This is a genomic window from Sulfuritalea hydrogenivorans sk43H (assembly GCF_000828635.1).
Lineage (GTDB): Bacteria > Pseudomonadota > Gammaproteobacteria > Burkholderiales > Rhodocyclaceae > Sulfuritalea > Sulfuritalea hydrogenivorans.
In genome coordinates, this window is sequence record NZ_AP012547.1 from 2,992,530 (window position 1) to 3,011,354 (window position 18,825).

Here is an 18,825-nt window from a genome sequence, read left to right on the forward strand (position 1 = left end):
ACGCCGACATTATGCCCCTATGCCTAGGGTCTGTTCTCAATCAGCCGGCGGTGGCGCCGGGACCAAATTGGGATGCGATGCAAGGCGCGGCGGCGCCGCGATATTCATATCTCGCCAGGAGCCGCAACGCCGCAGCGCGCCCAATTTGACCCGGCCCTTCGGGTTGAGGCGGGACGTGGCCGCTTGTCAGGCGCAGCTGTTGCCGGTGGACTCCTTGACGCCCAGCTTCTTCAGGATCGTGTCCAGCGGACAGAATTTGGTGAAGCCACTCTGGAACAGGTTGGCGCCGACAAAAGCGGTGAACCACAGCCAGGACAGCTTGCTCATGTCGACCTGGCCGTTGAAGTGCGCCAGGGCGAGCGAGGCCATGATGAAAAATCCGGCGATGATGCGAACGAATTGATTGACGGTCATGTGAAGCTCCTTTATCGAGGTTGGGCGATGCGGTCTTTCATGACCGCGTAGTAGAGAACCGGAATCACCACCAGCGTCAGCGCGGTGGATACGAAAATGCCGAAGATCAGCGACAGCGCGAGGCCGGCGAAGATCGGGTCATCGACGATGAACAATGCGCCGAGCATCGCGGCCATCCCGGTCAGCACGATCGGCTTGGCGCGGATCGCGGCGGCCTGGATCACGGCCTCGGCGAAGTCCATGCCGTCCGCCACCTGCTCGTTGATGAAATCCACCAGCAGGATCGAATTGCGCACGATGATGCCGGCCAGCGCGATCATGCCGATCATCGAAGTCGCCGTGTACTGGGCGCCGAACAGGGCGTGGCCGGGCATCACGCCGATGATGGTGAGCGGGATCGGCGCCATGATGATCAGCGGCACCAGGTAGCTCTTGAACTGCGCCACCACCAGCAGGTAGATCAGGACCAGGCCGACGGCGTAGGCGGCGCCCATGTCGCGGAAGGTCTCGTAGGTGACCTGCCATTCGCCGTCCCATTTGAGCGAGTATTGGGCGTAGGGGTCCTTCGGCTGCTTGAAGAAGTATTCGCCGAGCGTGCCGCCCTGCGGCAGTGAAATGCCGGCCAGCTTGCTGCGGATGTCGAACATGCCATAGAGAGGTGAATCAAGTTTTCCACCCATGTCGCCGGTGACGAAGACCACGGGCAGCAGGTCCTTGTGGTAGATCACTTTCTCGCGCAGCGTGCGCTTGATCTCGACCACTTCGGAAACCGGCACCAGCGCGCCGTCGCGGGCGCGTACCTTGAGCTTGAGCAACTGGTCGATGCTGTTCTGGCGCTCGGCGGGCAGCACTATGCGCACCGGGATTTCGTACTTTGCGTCGCCGTCATGCACCGGCGTCACGTCCTCGCCGGACAGCCCCATGCGCACCACATCGACGATATCCTTTTGCGCCACGCCGAGCAGCGCCGCCTTGGCCTGGGCCACGCGCAGCACCAGCTTCTCGGCATCTTCGTCCACCGTATCGTCAACGCCGACTATGTCCTGCGTGCCTTCGAAGGCCGCGCGCACCTGCTTCGCCACGGCGATCTGGCCGGCGTAGTCGGGACCGTAGATTTCGGCCACGATCGGCGACATGACGGGCGGCCCGGGCGGCACTTCGACCACCTTGGCATTGCCGCCATGTTTCAGCGCCACCGCGACGATACGGTCGCGCACCGAAACGGCGATCTCGTGGCTCTGGCGGCTGCGATGCTTCTTGTCCACCAGATTGACCTGGATGTCGCCCATTTCCGGCGCGCTGCGCAGGTAGTACTGGCGCACCAGGCCGTTGAAATTGATCGGGCTGGCGGTTCCGGCATAGGCCTGGTAATCGGCGACCTCCTCGACCTGGGCAATCTCGGCGGAGATTTCACGCAGCACCTTGGCCGTTTCTTCCAGCGGCGTGCCGATCGGCATGTCGAGCACGATCTGGAATTCGCTCTTGTTGTCGAAGGGCAGCATTTTCAGCACGACGAGCTTGACGAAACCAAGGCTGACCGAGACGAGAATCGCCGCCAGGATGCCGATCCACAACTTGCGTCGCGCTGCCGCACCGGTAGCCGGATCAAGCAGCGGCGTCATGATGCGGCGGAAAAAACCGTCCAGCTTGGCGGCGAGCCTGTCTTCGCCATGGCCGGCAGCGCCACCGTGTGCCGCCGGCTTCATCAGCTTCAGCGCCAGCCACGGCGTGATGACGAAGGCGATGGCGAGGGAAATGAACATGCCCATCGAGGCGTTGATCGGGATCGGGCTCATGTAAGGGCCCATCAGGCCGGAGACAAAGGCCATCGGCAGCAGCGCGGCGATTACGGTGAAGGTGGCGAGGATGGTCGGGCCGCCCACTTCGTCAACGGCAGGCGGGATGATCTGCCACAGCGGCTTGTCGGGCTGCAGCAGATGCCAGCGATGGATGTTCTCCACCACAACGATCGCATCGTCGACCAGGATGCCGATCGAAAATATCAGCGCGAACAGGGACACGCGGTTAAGCGTGAAACCCCAGGCCCAGGAAGCGAACAGCGTGGCCGCCAGCGTCAGCGTCACTGCCGCGCCGACGATCACCGCTTCGCGCTTGCCCAGTGCGAAAAGTACCAGCAGGACGACGAAGGCGGTGGCAAAAACCAGCTTGCCGATCAGCTTTTGCGCCTTGTCGGTCGCCGTCGCGCCATAGTTGCGCGTCACGCTGAATTCGACACCTTCGGGAATGACCGTGCCCTTCAACGCTTCGGCACGGGCAATCACCGCTTCGGCGACATCGGCGGCATTGACGCCGGGCTTTTTCGATACCGAGAGCGTCACCGCGGGAAACTCTGCCTTGCGATCACCGTGCCAGACATAACGCAGTGGCTGGTCGGCACCATCGACCACCTGGGCGACGTCGGCCAGATACACCGGCTTCCTGTCGAAGACGCCCACCACCAGGCGCTTCACGTCGGCGGCGGATTCGATGTAGGTACCGGTTTGCACCAGGAGTTCGCGATTGCCGGTCACCAGGCTGCCGGCAGGCTGCGAAGCATTCGACACCTGCAGGGCCGCCTTCAGATCCTGCGCGGTGATGCCGTGCGCGTTCATCCGGTCGGCATCCATGACCACGCGGATCACGTGGCCGGGGCCGCCGATGGTCGCGACGTCGCGCGTGCCGGGAATGCGTTTGAGGTCGATCTCGATAGCGCGCGCCACCTGTTGCATCTCGAAGGCCGACTTCAAAGGATCGGTGCTGTGGAAGGTCAGCGTCACGATCGGCACATCGTCGATGCCCTTCGGCTTGATGATCGGCTCCATCACGCCGAGACTGGGGGAGAGCCAGTCACGATGCGAATTGACGGTGTCGTAGAGGCGCACCAGCGCCTGGATCGGATCCTCGCCAACCTGATACTGCACGGTGATCACCGCCATGCCGGGGCGCGAGACCGAATAGACGTGCTCGATGCCGGCAATGCGCGACAGCACCTGTTCTGCCGGGCGCGTCACCAGCGCTTCGACATCCCGCGCCGACGCGCCGGGAAAGGGCACGAAGACGTTGGCCATGGTGACGTTGATCTGCGGCTCCTCCTCGCGCGGCGTGACCAGCGTCGCGCCTACGCCCAGAAGCAGCGCGATCAACGCGATCAGGGGCGTCAGGGAATTCCTGAGAAAGTACTCCGCGATACGGCCTGATATTCCCACTGTCACCTCGTAATGAAAACGCCGAAATTGCTTGTCGGCACAAGGACGCAGAGAGAATCAGGGGAACACGGCTCCGTTTCTGTCGGCCTCTCCGTTTCCTTGCTCTGCGTTTCCCGATGTTCGTGTGCTGGCTGCCTGCTTACTTGTCCTTCAACTTCATGATGCCCAGCGAGTTGAGTACCATCTTCTCGAACACGTGCTCGCTGGTGCCCTTCCTGATCTTGCGCATGTAGAACTTTTCGAAGGCGACCTTGGCCAGATGCACCCACTTGCCCTGGGAAAACCAGCTCACGTTGCGCGGCGGAATCTGCGGCAGGGCGACAAAGGCGGCGCCGTTGTCGCCGAAGTCGGCCAGACATACGGCGTTCCAAGTCGCCTTGTGCGTCGGCTCCTTGCCGTCCATCACCTCCTTGATGTTGTGCACCGTGGCGCTGACCATCGACTCGATCATGTAGCCGGTCTTTGGTGCACCGGTCGGCACCGGGGTGGTTTCCACTGGGGGAATGGCAACGCAGACACCCACCGAGTAGATGTTCTGGAACTTCGGATTGCGCTGGAAAGCGTCGATCAGGATGAAGCCGCGCGGGTTGGTCAGGCCCTCGATGCCGAACACGGCGTCGATGCCCTTGAAGGCCGGCAACATCATCGAGTACTTGAACTCGAGCACATGTTCCTTTTTCGGTGTGCCGTCGTCGTTGTGTTCCGTGACGTACATCTTGCCGGCCTCCACCTTGGTGGTCTTGGCATTGCAGATCCACTTGATGTGACGGTCGCGCATGACAGATTCCATCAGACCCTTGGAGTCACCGACGCCGCCGAGACCGAGGTGTCCGATATAGGGTTCGGCCGTAACGAAGGTCATCGGCACCTTGTCGCGAAGCTTGCGGCGGCGCAGATCGGTATCCATGATCATGGCGAACTCGTAGGCCGGACCGTAACACGACGCCATTTGCACCGCGCCGACCACAATGTGGCCGGGGTTCTTGACGAATTCCTGCCAGGCCTTTTCGGCTTCGACCGCATGGTCGACGTGGCAGATCGAATGCGTGTGCCCCTCTGGCCCCAGCCCTTCGACTTCCTCGAAAGCCAGCTTCGGACCGGTCGCGATGACCAGGAAGTCGTAGTCGACGCTGCGACCGTCGTCGAGCTCGATCTGGTTCCTTTCGGGATGGACCCGCTTGGCGCCAACCGCGATGAAGTCGATTCCCTTCTTCGCCAGCAGCGGTCCGATTTCGACTTCGATTGCCTCGCGCTTGCGCCAATCGACGGCGACCCACGGATTGGATGGTGTGAAGTGATGCATCGGATTGTTCGAAATAACCGTCACCTTGTCGCCGGGACGAAGAATTTCGCGCATTTCATACGCTGCAGGCATGCCGCCGATGCCGGCGCCGAGGATTACGATGTGGGCCATGATGTCTCCTTGAATGTTTTAGTAAAAACGCAGTCGATTATCCGACCACATTTTTTGCAAGGCCATTCATCGCTTTTATGACTGAATGCTCTGGGGTAATTGCTTCAGTGCGACGCGGACGTCTTCAGCTCGATACCGGCCTTCAAGGGCACGAGGCTGATGCGCTCACCGGAGTTGATTCCCGCCAGCACTTCAAGCTCCCCGCCCGACACGGCCTCGCCGAGGCGAACCTGGCGCAGGCGGGCACCGTTCTTCGCGTCCAGGACATAAACCGCGGTGACCTCGCCCCGGCGCAGGACGGCTGCCGGCGGAACAGTAAGCTTCTGCGCCTGGCCGATGGTGAAATGGGCCCGGGCGTAACTTCCGGGGACAACACCGTCAATGTTTTCCGGCAGGTAAAGTCGTGCCGTCGCAGTGTGGCTGCGCGGATCCACCGTCGGCAGTATTTCCACCCTCGACGCATCGATCCAGCGTCCGGTTTCGGGAAACTCGATACGGGCGCGCACTGCCTTCTTCAGATCGGCCAGTTTGTACTGCGGCAAGCTGGCGATCACGCGCAGGCCCTTGGGGTCGAACACGGTAATCAACGGCCGGCCCGGCGCCGCCATCTCCCCGGGCTCGACATGGCGCTGCGCCACCAATCCGGCGATCGGCGCCGTCACGGAGCCGTGCGACAAGCCTGCGCCGGACGCAACAGCGGCACCTTGCGCCGCCTTCATGGCTGCGGCAGCCTGATCCAACGCTGCCTGACTGACGAACTTCCGGTCATGAAGATTCTTCGTGCGCTCATAGGCGGCACTGGCTTGCGCCAGGGAAGCCCGTGCGCTTGCGTCGGAGCCCGCGGCTTCACGCGCATCAAGCTGCATCAATAGCTCGCCCTGCTTCACCCGTTGCCCGGCATCGACCCGGATTTCCATCACCCGGCCTGCAATCTGCGCCGCCACCGTGGCTTGACGCACCGCTTCCACCGTAGCCTCGACCGGAAAGCCCAGATCCACCGCTCGAAGTTGCACCACGACACTGGTTTCCCCCGCATTCTGCGAGGGAACTTCCGCCGGTGCGTCAGGCATTCCACCAGGGGATACCGTCCCCGCCCAGGCGGACTCGGACATAAAAGAAACGCTCGCCGGCATCACGCCGGCGAGCACTGAAACAAGGGCCATCCGGAGGAGGAGGAGCAAGCCCTTGGGGAGGAGACGGTATTCGGTTCGTTCGTTCATGTATATAAGTATATGCTTATATTTCAAAAAATCAAGGCCTGAAAAAAGAAAGTGCCGGGGAACCGACCGAAAACACGCCCCCTGCTCGGAAAAGAATAAAAGGCATTGAAACTAAACGCTTTCTACTTAAAGAATCGCCAAGTAAATAACATTACTTTAAACGCAGGATAAGTGAAATTGAGTTGATCCTGATCAAACAGCAGGACCAAATTGTCGGGCACCCTCCGCGCTCGCAATAAGCGATTTTGATTTAAATATCAACAATATATCAGGAGGAAGTATGGGGAAAATGAGCTTCGCCGCATGGCGCAAGGCGGGTTTGACGATGTTGGCTGCCCTGCCCTTGGCCTTGGCTTTGTCCAATGCCAGTGCCCAGGACCGCGCCAAGCCTGGAGTAACAGACACTGAAATGAAGTACCAGGCCGGGGATTCGCCCATGGGCAAGGTGGAAATGCACCAGAACATCAACCCCAAGGCACCTCCCATGACCAAGGCGGAGTTCGAGCAAGCCAAGGAAATCTACTTCCAGCGCTGTGCCGGCTGTCATGGCGTGTTGCGCAAGGGCGCCACGGGCAAGCCGCTGACCACGGACAAGACCCTGGCCTCCGGCACCGAATACCTGAAGGTTTTCATCAAGTACGGCTCCCCCGCCGGCATGCCGAACTGGGGCACCTCGGGTGAACTGAACGACGCACAAGTCGACCTGATGGCACGCTATGTCCAGCAGGAGCCGCCGACCCCGCCGGAATGGGGCATGAAGGAAATGCTGGCTTCGCTGAAGGTCACCGTGCCGCCGAGCCAGCGTCCGACCAGGAAAATGAACAACCTCGACCTCGCCAACCTGTTCTCGGTCACCCTGCGTGACGCGGGCGAGATCGCCCTGATCGACGGCGCGACCAAGAAGATCGTCAAGGTCCTCAAGACCGGCTACGCCGTGCACATTTCGCGCATGTCGAAATCCGGGCGCTACCTCTACGTGATCGGACGCGATGCCCGCATCAACCTGATCGACTTGTGGATGACTGAGCCGACCAACGTCGCCGAAATCAAGGTCGGCCTCGAAGCACGCTCGGTGGAAACCTCCAAGTACAAGGGTTACGAAGACAAGTACGCGATCGCCGGTACCTACTGGCCGCCGCAGTTCGTGATCATGGAAGGCGACACGCTGAAGCCGCTCAAGATCGAATCGACCCGCGGCATGACGGTGGATACGCAGGAATACCATCCGGAACCGCGTGTGGCCGCCATTGTCGGCTCGCACTACAACCCGGAGTTCATCGTCAACGCCAAGGAAACCGGCAAGATTCTGGTGGTCAATTACAAGGATCTGAACAACCTCAAGATCACCAGCATCAACGCCGCGCGCTTCCTGCATGACGGCGGCTTCGATTCCACCGGTCGCTACTTCATGGTTGCCGCCAACGCCTCGAACAAGATCGGCGTGGTCGACACCAAGGAAGACAAGCTGGCGGCGCTGATCGACGTCGGCAAGATTCCGCACCCGGGTCGCGGCGCCAACTTCGTGCATCCGAAGTTCGGTCCGGTCTGGGCCACCAGCCACCTCGGCGACGAGACGGTCAGCCTGATCGGCACCGATCCGAAGAAGCACAAGGACCAGGCCTGGAAAGTGGTGCAGACCATCAAGGCACAGGGCGGCGGCTCGCTGTTCATCAAGACCCATCCGAAGTCGAAGAACCTGTGGGTCGATACGCCGCTCAATCCGGAAGCCAATGTCAGCCAGTCGATTGCCGTGTTCGACATCAACAACCTGGAGAAGGGTTTTGAAGTCCTGCCGATCGGCGAATGGGCCGGCATCAAGGACGACGGCGCCAAGCGCATCGTCCAGCCCGAGTACAACAAGGCTGGCGACGAAGTCTGGTTCTCGGTATGGAGCGCGAAAGACAAGACTTCCGCCCTGGTGATCGTCGATGACAAGACGCGCAAGCTGAAAGCCGTGATCAAGGACCCGAAGCTGATCACGCCGACCGGCAAGTTCAACGTGCATAACACCCAGCACGACGTGTATTGATTCACTCGCCAGCGGTTGCAAATCGGACGGGGGCGCACGCCCCCGTTTTTTTGCCGCCCGTCGGAAGGGCGACAAGGCCCGAAAAATTGGGGTATTGTCACAACATTGGGGAATGCGCTTCGAGGCGCGCCGGATCAGGTATCCATGGACCGTAACGACACCAGCCAATTGATTCGCACACTTTCCCGACGCCAATGGATCGTGTCGCTTGCGGTAGTGGCCCTCGCCCTGGGCTCGCTGTTTCTCGGCTGGAATGGCATCACCGATGACCAGCAGACCGCCGAAATCATTAATCTGGCGGGACGACAGCGCATGCTGTCGCAGCGCATGGCGATGTACCTCGTCCTCGACCAGCGCGAAGCGGATCCGGAAAGAAAGCGCGAATACCGCGATCAGGCACGCTCGGCGGCGAACGACTTCGATCAGGCTCATGCCCGGCTGGTTGCCACTGCCAGAACATTCGGTGCCGGCTCATCCATCCATTCAATGTATTTCGGTCCGACCGGAAGCCTCGATGCGGAATCCCGTCGTTACCTGTCCCTGGTACTCACAGATATCGAGGCCTCGGCTCTGGGTACGCCCGCCGCAAGCCGGAAGACCGCCACGATTGTTGCCACGGCCGGCGACACCCTGATCAGGGAACTGCACCAGGTCACTGCGCTATATCAGCAGGATGCCGAGCATAAAGTCATGCTGTTGCTGCGGTTGCTGCAGATTTCAACGCTGCTCATCGTCGGCCTGGTGGCACTTGGCATGTTCAGGGTGTTTCGTCCCGTCATCCGGCGCCTGGCCGACGATGTCGTCGCCCGCGACCAGGCACAGCGCGAGCTCAAGGATAGCGAGGAGCGCTTCAAGGCGTTTTCGGAATCCTCCTCCGACTGGTTCTGGGAAACGGACGCCCAGGACCGCTTCCGCTGGATCGAAAACGGCAAGAATGACCGCACCCCGTTGCCGGCTGAAGCGGTACTGGGCAAAGCGAGAAAGGATCTGCGCCCCGAGGTCGAGATGGCATCGGTTGAAAAATGGCGGAACTACCAGGCGAGCATCGACGCGCGCCGCCCGTTCCGCGACTTCGAATATCAGATTGGTACGGATGGGCAGACCCTGAAATGGATCTCGGTCAGCGGGCAGCCCTATTTCGACGGCAACGGCAACTTTCTGGGCTATCGCGGAACCGCCCGCCTGATACAGACGCAAAAGGATATCGAGGCTTCGAATCTGAGACTGCGGGCTGCGATCGAGCAAAGTCCGGTATCCATCGTCATCACCAATCGCGAAGGACTGATCGAGTACGTCAATCCGCGCTTTACCAGGGTTACGGGATATTCCGCCGAGGAAGCCCTCGGCCGGAATCCGCGCATTCTCCAGTCCGGGGAAACGCCACTCTCGACCTACCAGGAACTTTGGCAAACCCTTCTCGACGGCCGGGAATGGCGCGGCGTGGTGCGCAACCGGCGCAAGAATGGCGAGCTATTCTGGGAAGAAGCCTCCATCTCGCCGATTTTCGACGACAAGGGCGAGATCACGCATTTTCTTGCGGTCAAGGAAGACATCACGGAGCGCAAGCAGATCGAAGATGAACTGGAACAGCACCGGGCTCATCTGGAAGACCTGGTGGAGCAGCGCACCGCCGACCTGAGCGCCGCGCTGGAAGCCGCCAAGGTTGCCGATCAGGCCAAGGACGCCTTCCTTGCCAATGTCAGCCACGAACTGCGCACGCCACTCAATGCCGTGATCGGCCTGTCGGAACTGGCACGGCGGATCAGCACCGATCCCCGGCAGCAGAACTACCTCGACAAGGTCACCGGCGCCGGCAAGACGCTGGCCAGCATCATCAACGACCTGCTCGACCTGTCAAAGATTTCCGCAGGTCACATGGAGTTCGAGGTCATCGCCTTCAGCCTGCGTGACTTGCTGGAACGCTGCAATTCGGTCATGACCCACCGCGCGACGGAAAAAGGCCTGGAACTGGTCGTGCGGATCGACGATGCGGTGCCCGATGTGCTGCGCGGCGATCCCTTGCGGATCGAGCAGATACTGATCAACCTGCTCTCCAATGCCATCAAGTTCACCCCCGCCGGCCGGGTGGAATTGCGCATCGGACTCCATGCCCGCAGCGAGGCGCGGGTTTGCCTGAACATCGAGGTCGAGGACACCGGCATCGGCTTGTCCGAGCAAAGCATTGCGCGGCTGTTCCGGCCTTTCGCCCAGGCCGACGCGTCGATGAACCGCAAGTTCGGCGGCACCGGTCTCGGCCTTGCGCTGTGCAAACGCCTGGCGGAAATGATGAATGGCGAGATCGGCGCCACCAGCCGCGAAGGCGCCGGCGCCACCTTCGAGGTCAAAATCTGGCTCGCGCCGGGCGATGCCGCCGATATTTCGGATGTCCGGCAAGCTCCCGGCATGGCCGCGCTGCCGACGAGTTACCGGAAAGCCCAGGTGCTGGTGGTGGATGACCAGCCGCTCAACCGCGAGATAGTCGAAGCGCTGCTGGCCGAGGTCGACATCATCCCGCGCATGGCGGCCAACGGCCGGGAGGCGCTCAACATCCTCAAGGCATCCGGCCCGCAGGCCTTTGACCTGGTGCTGATGGACATCCAGATGCCGGTCATGGACGGCCTCGCCGCCACCCGCGACATTCGCACCTGGGCCGGATTCGGCGAGCTGCCTATCGTCGCGATGACAGCGCATACCATGGAACATGAAAAGGAAATCAGCATTGCCGCGGGCATGAACGATCACATCGGCAAACCCTTCGAGACCAAACATTTCTTCCAGTTGCTGGCGCGCTGGATTCCCGTGGCCAAGCATCAGGTGCCGATCGACTCGCCAGCCGTCATCCCCGCCTCCAGGGAGGTGGGTCTGGCCGCGCTGCACAGCATCGATACCCAAGCCGGTCTGGCCCGTTTCGTCGGCAACGAAACGCGCTACCGGCACTGGCTGATGGAGTTTCTTACCGAGGCGCCGGGCTATGAGGCCAGGATTCGCCAGGCACTCGACGCCGGCAATCAGGAAACCGCCCGCCAGCATGCCCACGCCATCAAGGGTCGCGTCGGCATGCTGGGCATGACCGGCTTGCATCCGATCGCCACCGCCCTTGAGGCGGCCCTGATGCAGGGTGCGCCAACCGATGACCTGCTCAGGCAGCTGCAAGCCATGGTCGAGCTCCTGTGCGCGGAAATCCGGAGCGCTTTCGGCAACTCCGAACCGGCAGCGGCTCCCTTGCCCGGGCTCGATCGGTCTCCGGCAGGACCCGTGCCGGAATCCATCGCACAGCTCATTGTCATGATAAAGTGCGCCGATGGCGACAGTGCGGAAGCGATCGAACGTTCCCTGTCAGAGCTCAAAGGCACGGATTGGGCACCACGCCTGCAACAGGCACTTGCATGCGTGCGCAACTTCGACTTCGATGCCGCCGGCAAACTGCTCGACTCGCGGGATGCGAAAAACCGGATTTGAGTGAAGGCTTGCGCCGGCCTTGATGGCGCCCAACAACTGGACTGCAACTCAGGCAGAGGCATGGCGAAGATCATTTTGCTGATTGATGATGACCCGGTGGTTCTGGAGGCCCTCAACGAGTGCCTGCGGCCTCACTACCAGACCCGTATTGCCACCTGCGGACAAAAGGGGCTGGAGCTGGCACGCATGCAACCCCAGCCCGATCTGATCCTGCTCGATGTCGAACTGCCCGACATGAAGGGCTATGACGTCTGCGCCTCGCTCAAGAGGGCTCCGCTGACGAATCCGATTCCGGTGATGTTTCTGTCGAGCCATACCGACGTAGCCGACATCACCCATGGCCTCGGACTTGGCGCCGTGGACTATGTGACCAAACCGGTGGCGCCGCCCATCCTGCTGGCACGGGTGCAGACCCATCTGCGACTGCGGGAAGCTCACGAGTGGCTGCAGGACCAGAATGCCCATCTCGAATCCCTGGTCAGCAAGCGCACCCACGATCTGGAGGCGAGGACACAGGAACTGCAGCACAGCCAGGACCTCACCATCTTTGCGCTGGGCTCCATTGCAGAAACGCGCGACAACGAAACCGGCAACCACATTTACCGCACCAGCGCCTATGTCGAAGTAATGGCGCGGAGGCTCGCGGCTCGATCATCCTGGCAGGATGCCATGGCGGCAAGCGAATGGGAGATGATCTGGAAATCGGCGCCACTCCACGACATCGGCAAGGTCGGCATCCCCGACCATATCCTGATGAAGCCCGGCAAGCTCACCGCCGAGGAATTCGAGGTGATGAAGCGCCATCCGGTGCTCGGCCGCGATGCAATCCGCTCCGCGGAAATCCGCGTCAAGTCGGACGGTTCATTCCTGCGCGTCGCCTCGGAGATTGCCTACGGCCACCACGAACGCTGGGACGGCAAGGGTTACCCGCAAGGCATCGGCGGCGATGAAATTCCGCTGTCGGCAAGGCTGATGGCACTGGCCGACGTCTACGATGCCCTGATCAGCAAGCGCATCTACAAGCCGGCCATGCCCCATGCCAAGGCGGTCGAAGTGATCCGCGAGGGACGTGGCAGCCACTTCGATCCCGAGGTTCTGGACGCATTCCTCGAACTGGCGGGCGAGTTCGATGCCATCGCCGTCCGCTTCAGTGACAACGCTTCCGAAGGAGATTGAATTGAGTGACGCTTTCAAGGTTTTTGCCATCGACGATGATCCGCTCATCCTTGAAATAATGCGCGAAATCCTGGAGCCCGACTGTACCGTGGAAACCTTCGAAAGCGTCGAAGCATGCCAGCCGCGGCTTGAAGTCGAAAAGCCGGGGATGTTACTGCTCGATGTCAGCCTGCCCGGCATGGATGGCTATGCTTTTTGCCGCGCGATCAAGGATGACGAGTCACTGCGCGACATCCCGGTCACCTTCGTTTCGAGCAACGACACCATCGAGGCCCGGATCAAAGGCTACGACGCCGGCGGCGAGGATTTCATCGTCAAGCCCTTCGAGCCGGAAGAGGTGCTGCGCAAGATCAAGGTGGCGAAGCAGATCATCCTGAGCAAGAAAGCCCTGGAAGAGCAAGCCAAGGCCGCCAACAGCTTTTCGATGATGATGATGACCAGCATGGGCGAGTCCGGCATCGTCATGCAGTTTCTCGGCAAGCTGTTCTCCTGGAACACCGAGCAGGAAGTAGCCACCGGGGTTCTCGAACTGCTGCAAAGCTACCAGCTTGAAGGGGTCGCGCAAACGCGCATCGGCCAGCGCACGCTGACGCTGAGCGCCGCGGGCGCCAATATGCCGCTGGAAGTGTCGGTGCTGAACCATGTGCGTGACCAGGGACGAATTTTCGAGTTCCGCAATCGCGGTGTTTACAACACCCACCACATCACCGTGATGGTCAACAACATGCCGGTGCATGACCCGGACCTGTGCGGCCGGTTGCGCGACCACCTCTCGCTCGTCGCCCAGGGTGCCGATTCGCGCCTGCAGGCCATCGAGGCCGAGGAAGCCAATCGGCGCAACCGCGCGGGCATCGACGAAGCGCTGCAAAGCATCCGCGAGTCAGTCAGCGCCATGCGTCAGGCGCATGGCCTGGACCGGGCCGCCAGTTCGCAGTTGCTGATCGAACTGGAGCAAAGCATGGCCAAGGCCTTCGTCCATCTCGGCCTGAGCACCGATCAGGAACACCACATGGAAGAGCTGGTCCATACCTTCATGAAGCGCATGATGGAGTTGCAGGATCGTGGTGAAGAGATCTATGAAACATTGCAGCAGCTGACCGAAAAACTGGGACAGCTGAAATAGGCTTTAGATTTCAGGCGCTGCATTGATCGCATAGTCGGCCATCGCCGCCAGCACTGGTTCGGCCTCGCCGACCGGCGCCGCAAGCGCGATCAGCAGCCCGGCATGCCGATCCATCGCGTTGGCCGCCATCTGCGGCAGGTCCTTCCTGATGTGGCTGCCGGCCGCCATGAAAATCGGAACCACCGTGATTTCGGTGGCGCCTTGGCGCACCAGGCAATCCACCGCCTCGTCGAAGCCGGGTCGCATCAGTTCCAGGAATCCCGGCTCGACCAGCGCCGCAGGCTCCCGCGCCAGGATGGCGTCGCGGATGCGATGGAAAGGCTGCGCCCATTCGGGATTGCGCGCGCCGTGACCAAACAGAAGTATGCCCTTCACTTTTCTTCCCTTGCCTTCCATACGTTGCGGCAACCCGTCTCCCTCACCAGCAGCGTCGCGAACCAGCCGGCCACAGCGGCCACGGTCAGCAGCAGCAGGCCGTTGCGCCAGTCGGTGGCCGAATAGATGCGGACGCCGGCTTCCATTCTGCCATCCCAGGTGCGTTCCATGAGCCAGCCGACCGCCGGCTGCAGAATGGCGGGGCCGAGGAAGACGCCGACATTCACCACGCTGGTGGCCATGCCCGAGAGTTGCGGCGGATTGACTTCCTTGGCGCTGGCCCATGACAGCGTGAAGCCCGCCGAGGCCAGGCCCATCACGATGCATAGCGCATAGGTGGCCGCCAGCGGCAATGCGCCAGCGGCCCGCCACGTCGCCCACAACCAGACGCCCCAGCCCAGAACGTGCAGGCCGGAGACCGCGAGTGCTACCGCCTTGCGCTTTCCCAGTGCGTCCGACACCCGCCCCCACAAGGCCGAACCGAAAGCGAAGCCGAGAAAGTAAATGCTCACATGGCTGGATGCGGTGGCGCGCGTCATGCCATGCATCTGCGTCAGGTAGGGCACCGCCCAGAGTCCGGCGAAGGCGAAGAAGGCTCCGGACAGGCCGGTATTGGCGAAGAAGCCCGGCCAGGTGGCGCGGTTTTTCAGCACCGACACCAGGCCGGTGAGCCAGGCTGTTCGATCCACCTTCCCCGCCGGAGTTTCGATGACCCAGGCGCGGCTGGCAAACGCCAGGCCGAACGACAGCAAACCGACGACGACGAACACCTGGCGCCAGCCGGCGGCCTGCGTCGCCCAGGCCAGCGGTGCGCCGGCCAGGATCGACCCCAGGTTGCCGATCAGCATGCACAGCCCGGTCAGCGTGGCGAAACGGCGTTCGTCGAAACCCAGCGCCAGCAGCTTGAGCATGGCGATGAAAGTCACCGACACGCCGAGACCGACCAGGGTGCGGCCGACGAAGGCCAGCTCGAAACTCGGCGCGAGCCCGAACAGGATGGCGCCGACCCCGGCCACCAGCCCGCCCCACCAGAGGATGCGGCGCGGGCCCAGGGTGTCGGCGAGGACCCCGGTGGGAATCTGCATCACCGTGTAGACGTAGAAGTAGGTCGCCGCCAGCGTGCCGAGCTGCGCGCCGCCGATGGCGAAGGTCGCCTGCAGGTCGCCGGAAATCGCGGCGGGTGCGACGCGGTGAAAGAAGGACAGCAGGTAGGCGGCAATCGCCACGCCGAGGCCAAGCATGACGCCGGGGCGTGCTGTGGCGTTCATCAAAACCTTACCGCAGTGGCGCAGAGGCGCAGAGAAAGGCAAAGACAGAAACAGCCCTGAGGCAGGATTTCCTCTGCGTTTCCTCTGCGCCTCTGCGGTGAAGCCTTCATCACCCCATCACTTCGGGATTGAGCAGATTGGGCGGCCGCTGACCGGAAAGGGCGGCGATCAGGTTGTCGGCGGCGCGCATCGCCATCGCCATGCGCGTGGCGCGGGACGAAGAGCCGATATGCGGAGTCAGGGCCACGTTGTCGAGTTCGAGAAAGCCCGGATTGTACTTCGGCTCGCCTTCGAACACGTCGATGCCGGCCCCCGCGAGTCGGCGCTGGCGCAACGCCGAAATCAGCGCTTCGTCATCGACAATGCCGCCGCGGGCGACGTTGATCAGGTGCGCGGTGGGCTTCATCAGTGCCAGTTCGGCGGCGCCGATGGTGTGATGGCTTTCGGGCGAATAGGGCAGCAGCAATACGAGAAAGTCGGATTCGCGCAACAACGTGTCCCGATCCACGAAGCGGGCGCGGCAGGCATCCTCCTTGTCGGCCGGCAGGCGGGTCCGGTTGTGGTAGATCACCTTCATGTCGAAGCCCAGCGCCCGCCTTGCCACCGCCTGGCCGATGCGCCCCATGCCGAGAATGCCCAGCGTGGCGTGATGCACGTCGCTGCCCAGCCACTGGATGAACTGCCAGCCTTGCCACTCGCCGTTGCGCAGCCAGCGTTCGGCGGCGGGCAGGCGTCGCGCCGTGGCCATCAGCAGCGCCCAGGCCAGGTCGGCCGTGGTGTCGTCGAGCACGCCCGGCGTGTTGGTCGCCATCACCCCCGCCCGGGAACAAGCGGCGAGGTCGATGTTGTTGTAGCCGACGGCGAAGTTGCAGATCGCCTTCAAGGCCGGCGCCGCGGCGATCACATCCGCCGTCACCGGATCGGTGGCCGCGGTCAGCGCGCCCGCCTTGTCGGCGAGCCGGACCTTGAGGCCTTCGACGCCGAGGATGGCATCGGCCTGGTTGTCATCGACCTCGAAGTGCTGGCGCAGGCGCTCCAGCACTTCGGGAAAGACTTCGCGCGCGACCAGAATTTTCTGCTTCACCATGCTTCCCCGCTCAGTTGCCGTAAAGCACGCCGGGCAGCCACATGCCGATGCCGGGGAAGATGTAGAGCAGCGCCAGCGCGAAGACCTGGATCGCCATGAAGGGCATCATGCCGGCAAAGATCTGGTTCAGCGTCACGTGCGGTGGTGAGACGCCTTTCAGGTAGAACGCCGCCATCGCCACCGGCGGCGAGAGGAAGGCTGTCTGCAGGTTCAGCGCGACCAGCAGGCCGAAGAACAGCGGATCGACCCCGAAGTGCGGCAGCAGGGGAATGAAGATCGGCATGAAGATGACGATGATCTCGGTCCATTCCAGCGGCCAGCCGAGGATGAAAATGATGAACTGGCTGAGCAGCATGAACTGCAGCGGCGTCATGTTGAGCGACAGCACCCATTTCTCGACCAAGTCCTGCCCGCCCAGCAGCGCGAAGGCCGCCGAGAAGATCGAGGAACCGACGAACAGCCAGCAGACCATGGCCGAAGTCTTGGCGGTGAGGAACACCGACTCCTTGACCACGGCGAAGTTGAGCTGCCTATAAGCGGCAGCGAGGATGAAGCCGCCGGCGGAGCCGATGGCGGCCGCCTCGGTCGGCGTGGCGAAACCGAAGACGATGCTGCCCAGCACGGCGAGGATCATCAGCGCCAGGGGGAAGAACGACCCCAGGAGCATCTTGAACACTTCCAGGCGAACGAAGGTGAAGATCGCGTAGAAGCCGATGGCGCTGGCGATGCTGACGCCAAACACGATCCAGTACCAGATCGGAATCGGCAGGCGCTCCGCTGCTTCGACAGTTATGCCTCCGGCGGAGCCGGGGGTGGTATCCCCCGCGGTCGGCGCTGGCGGCACGGCGATCGCCGCAGGTTTGACCGGCGCCGCTTCCGCCTTTGCCGCCGGTGCGTCCTTGACGGATCCCGGCAGTTCCCTGGCTGCAGGCGGCTCCTTGAGGTCGCCCTCGGCGGGTGGCTCCTTGAGATCGCCATCCTCCTCCTTGGGTTCGGCAAGGCCCTCTTCTTCCGGTTCCTGGAGCCCCCCGGGCGCAGCCTCGACCGATTCCTCGGCGATGCCGCCGCCCATCTCCATCAGCCCCGCGGTTTCGGCCTTGACCACCGGCTTGGTGGCCATGTGCCAGGTGAGGCCGAGGAACAGCACCAATGTCAGCGCCGGCAGCAGGGCGATGAACCCCTGCTTGGCGATCGTGCCGCTGCTGATGCCCAGGTTGCGCGAGCCCTTGAGTGCGCCGATCAGGCCGGGGAGTACGCGATGGCTGATCGCTTCGCGGATTTTCTCGTTGGCGGGCGGCAAGTCGATGTGCCGCTCTTCCATTGGCAGCGGTGGAGCCAGATGCGGCTTCCACTTGGCGACGATGATTACATACGCGATATAGAGGCCGGCCAGCATGATGCCCGGAAAAAACGCTCCGGCGTACAGTTGCACCACCGAGACGCCGGCCGTGGCGCCATAGACGATCAGCAGCACCGAGGGCGGAATCAGGATGCCGAGGCAGCCGCCGGCGGTGATGACCCCGGCCGACAGGCGAATGTCATAGCCGGATTTGAGCATCGCCGGAAAAGCCAGCAGCCCCATCAGCGTCACCACGGCACCGACAATGCCGGTGGCTGTCGCAAAAATCGCGCAGGTGACCAGTGTTGCCACCGCCAGCGCGCCGGGCAGGCGTGCCAGTGCCAGCTCCAGCGCACGGAACAGCTTGGCGATCAGGTTGGCGCGCTCGACCAGATAGCCCATGAAGACGAACAGCGGAATGGAAATCAGCACGTCATTCGACATCACCGAATAGGCACGCTGCACCATCAGGTCCAGGGTCTGGCGCACGGCAAGGTCCGGATTGCCGCTGCGATAGGCCAGCCATGCGAAGAACACGCCCATGCCCATCAGCGTGAAGGCGGTCGGAAAACCCAGCATGATGGCCACCACCACCAGCGACAGCATCAGCAGGCCGAGGTGGCCGTTGGTCATGTTGCTCCAAGGCATGAAGAGTACCGTGACCAGCAGGATCGCAGCCATCAGCGTGAAGCCGAACCAAAGTTCCTTCCTGATT

The 18,825-nt window shown here is 62.2% G+C and carries 12 protein-coding genes; 4 read left to right on the forward strand and 8 right to left on the reverse strand.

The window, feature by feature from the left end; translation table 11 throughout:
* Positions 1-186: 186 nt before the first annotated feature.
* The 4 genes from SUTH_RS14370 to SUTH_RS14385 form a co-directional block, all read right to left on the reverse strand.
* Positions 187-414 (reverse strand): YgaP family membrane protein, encoded by a 228-nt coding sequence (locus SUTH_RS14370; protein WP_041100211.1) that lies wholly within the window; start codon positions 412-414, stop codon positions 187-189.
* 11 nt (positions 415-425) lie between these two features.
* On the reverse strand, positions 426-3,620 hold the full coding sequence (locus SUTH_RS14375; RefSeq protein ID WP_084207424.1) for an efflux RND transporter permease subunit: 3,195 nt from the start codon (positions 3,618-3,620) through the stop codon (positions 426-428).
* Between the two features lie 139 nt (positions 3,621-3,759).
* Positions 3,760-5,034, reverse strand: a complete 1,275-nt coding sequence (locus SUTH_RS14380) for an NAD(P)/FAD-dependent oxidoreductase (RefSeq protein WP_041100215.1) — start codon at positions 5,032-5,034, stop codon at positions 3,760-3,762.
* A 104-nt stretch (positions 5,035-5,138) separates the two neighbouring features.
* Positions 5,139-6,254, reverse strand: coding sequence for an efflux RND transporter periplasmic adaptor subunit (locus tag SUTH_RS14385; protein ID WP_070099349.1), 1,116 nt, complete (start codon positions 6,252-6,254; stop codon positions 5,139-5,141).
* A gap of 409 nt (positions 6,255-6,663) precedes the next feature.
* Here SUTH_RS14385 and SUTH_RS14390 point away from each other — a divergent pair, with 409 nt between their 5' ends.
* From SUTH_RS14390 to SUTH_RS14405, 4 genes are all read left to right on the forward strand, one after another.
* The gene (locus SUTH_RS14390; protein ID WP_456243277.1) at positions 6,664-8,283 is read left to right on the forward strand and encodes a cytochrome D1 domain-containing protein; all 1,620 of its coding nucleotides are present in this window, start codon (positions 6,664-6,666) and stop codon (positions 8,281-8,283) included.
* Between the two features lie 144 nt (positions 8,284-8,427).
* Positions 8,428-11,742: a PAS domain S-box protein gene (locus tag SUTH_RS18630; protein WP_052473668.1), complete on the forward strand. Its 3,315-nt coding sequence runs from the start codon at positions 8,428-8,430 to the stop codon at positions 11,740-11,742.
* Between the two features lie 60 nt (positions 11,743-11,802).
* Positions 11,803-12,918 (forward strand): response regulator, encoded by a 1,116-nt coding sequence (locus SUTH_RS14400; protein ID WP_041102386.1) that lies wholly within the window; start codon positions 11,803-11,805, stop codon positions 12,916-12,918.
* 1 nt (position 12,919) lies between these two features.
* A complete protein-coding gene (locus SUTH_RS14405) occupies positions 12,920-14,041 on the forward strand; it encodes a response regulator (RefSeq protein ID WP_041100221.1) in 1,122 nt (373 codons plus the stop codon).
* 3 nt (positions 14,042-14,044) lie between these two features.
* On the opposite strand, the gene SUTH_RS14410 is transcribed toward SUTH_RS14405, so the two are convergent.
* From SUTH_RS14410 to SUTH_RS14425, 4 genes are all read right to left on the reverse strand, one after another.
* Positions 14,045-14,416: a sirohydrochlorin chelatase gene (locus SUTH_RS14410; protein ID WP_197539594.1), complete on the reverse strand. Its 372-nt coding sequence runs from the start codon at positions 14,414-14,416 to the stop codon at positions 14,045-14,047.
* Complete coding sequence (locus tag SUTH_RS14415) at positions 14,413-15,684, reverse strand: MFS transporter (RefSeq protein WP_041100225.1); 1,272 nt, start codon at positions 15,682-15,684, stop codon at positions 14,413-14,415. The genes SUTH_RS14410 and SUTH_RS14415 overlap by 4 nt, the downstream gene beginning before the upstream one ends.
* Positions 15,685-15,793: 109 nt before the next feature.
* Positions 15,794-16,771 carry a 2-hydroxyacid dehydrogenase gene (locus SUTH_RS14420; protein ID WP_197539595.1) on the reverse strand — a complete coding sequence of 326 codons (978 nt, stop codon included), beginning with the start codon at positions 16,769-16,771 and terminating at the stop codon, positions 15,794-15,796.
* 10 nt (positions 16,772-16,781) lie between these two features.
* Positions 16,782-18,824, reverse strand: coding sequence for a TRAP transporter large permease subunit (locus SUTH_RS14425; protein ID WP_041102388.1), 2,043 nt, complete (start codon positions 18,822-18,824; stop codon positions 16,782-16,784).
* Between the last annotated feature and the right edge of the window lies 1 nt (position 18,825).

What these genes read in the sequence shown, in the direction of transcription:
- SUTH_RS14390 (WP_456243277.1), top strand. Translation starts at nt 6,664, where the DNA reads ATGAAGTACCAGGCCGGGGATTCGCCCATGGGCAAGGTGGAAATGCAC.
- SUTH_RS14420 (WP_197539595.1), bottom strand. Translation starts at nt 16,771, where the DNA reads ATGGTGAAGCAGAAAATTCTGGTCGCGCGCGAAGTCTTTCCCGAAGTG.
- SUTH_RS18630 (WP_052473668.1), top strand. Translation starts at nt 8,428, where the DNA reads ATGGACCGTAACGACACCAGCCAATTGATTCGCACACTTTCCCGACGC.
- SUTH_RS14415 (WP_041100225.1), bottom strand. Translation starts at nt 15,684, where the DNA reads ATGAACGCCACAGCACGCCCCGGCGTCATGCTTGGCCTCGGCGTGGCG.
- SUTH_RS14385 (WP_070099349.1), bottom strand. Translation starts at nt 6,254, where the DNA reads ATGAACGAACGAACCGAATACCGTCTCCTCCCCAAGGGCTTGCTCCTC.
- SUTH_RS14400 (WP_041102386.1), top strand. Translation starts at nt 11,803, where the DNA reads ATGGCGAAGATCATTTTGCTGATTGATGATGACCCGGTGGTTCTGGAG.
- SUTH_RS14370 (WP_041100211.1), bottom strand. Translation starts at nt 414, where the DNA reads ATGACCGTCAATCAATTCGTTCGCATCATCGCCGGATTTTTCATCATG.
- SUTH_RS14380 (WP_041100215.1), bottom strand. Translation starts at nt 5,034, where the DNA reads ATGGCCCACATCGTAATCCTCGGCGCCGGCATCGGCGGCATGCCTGCA.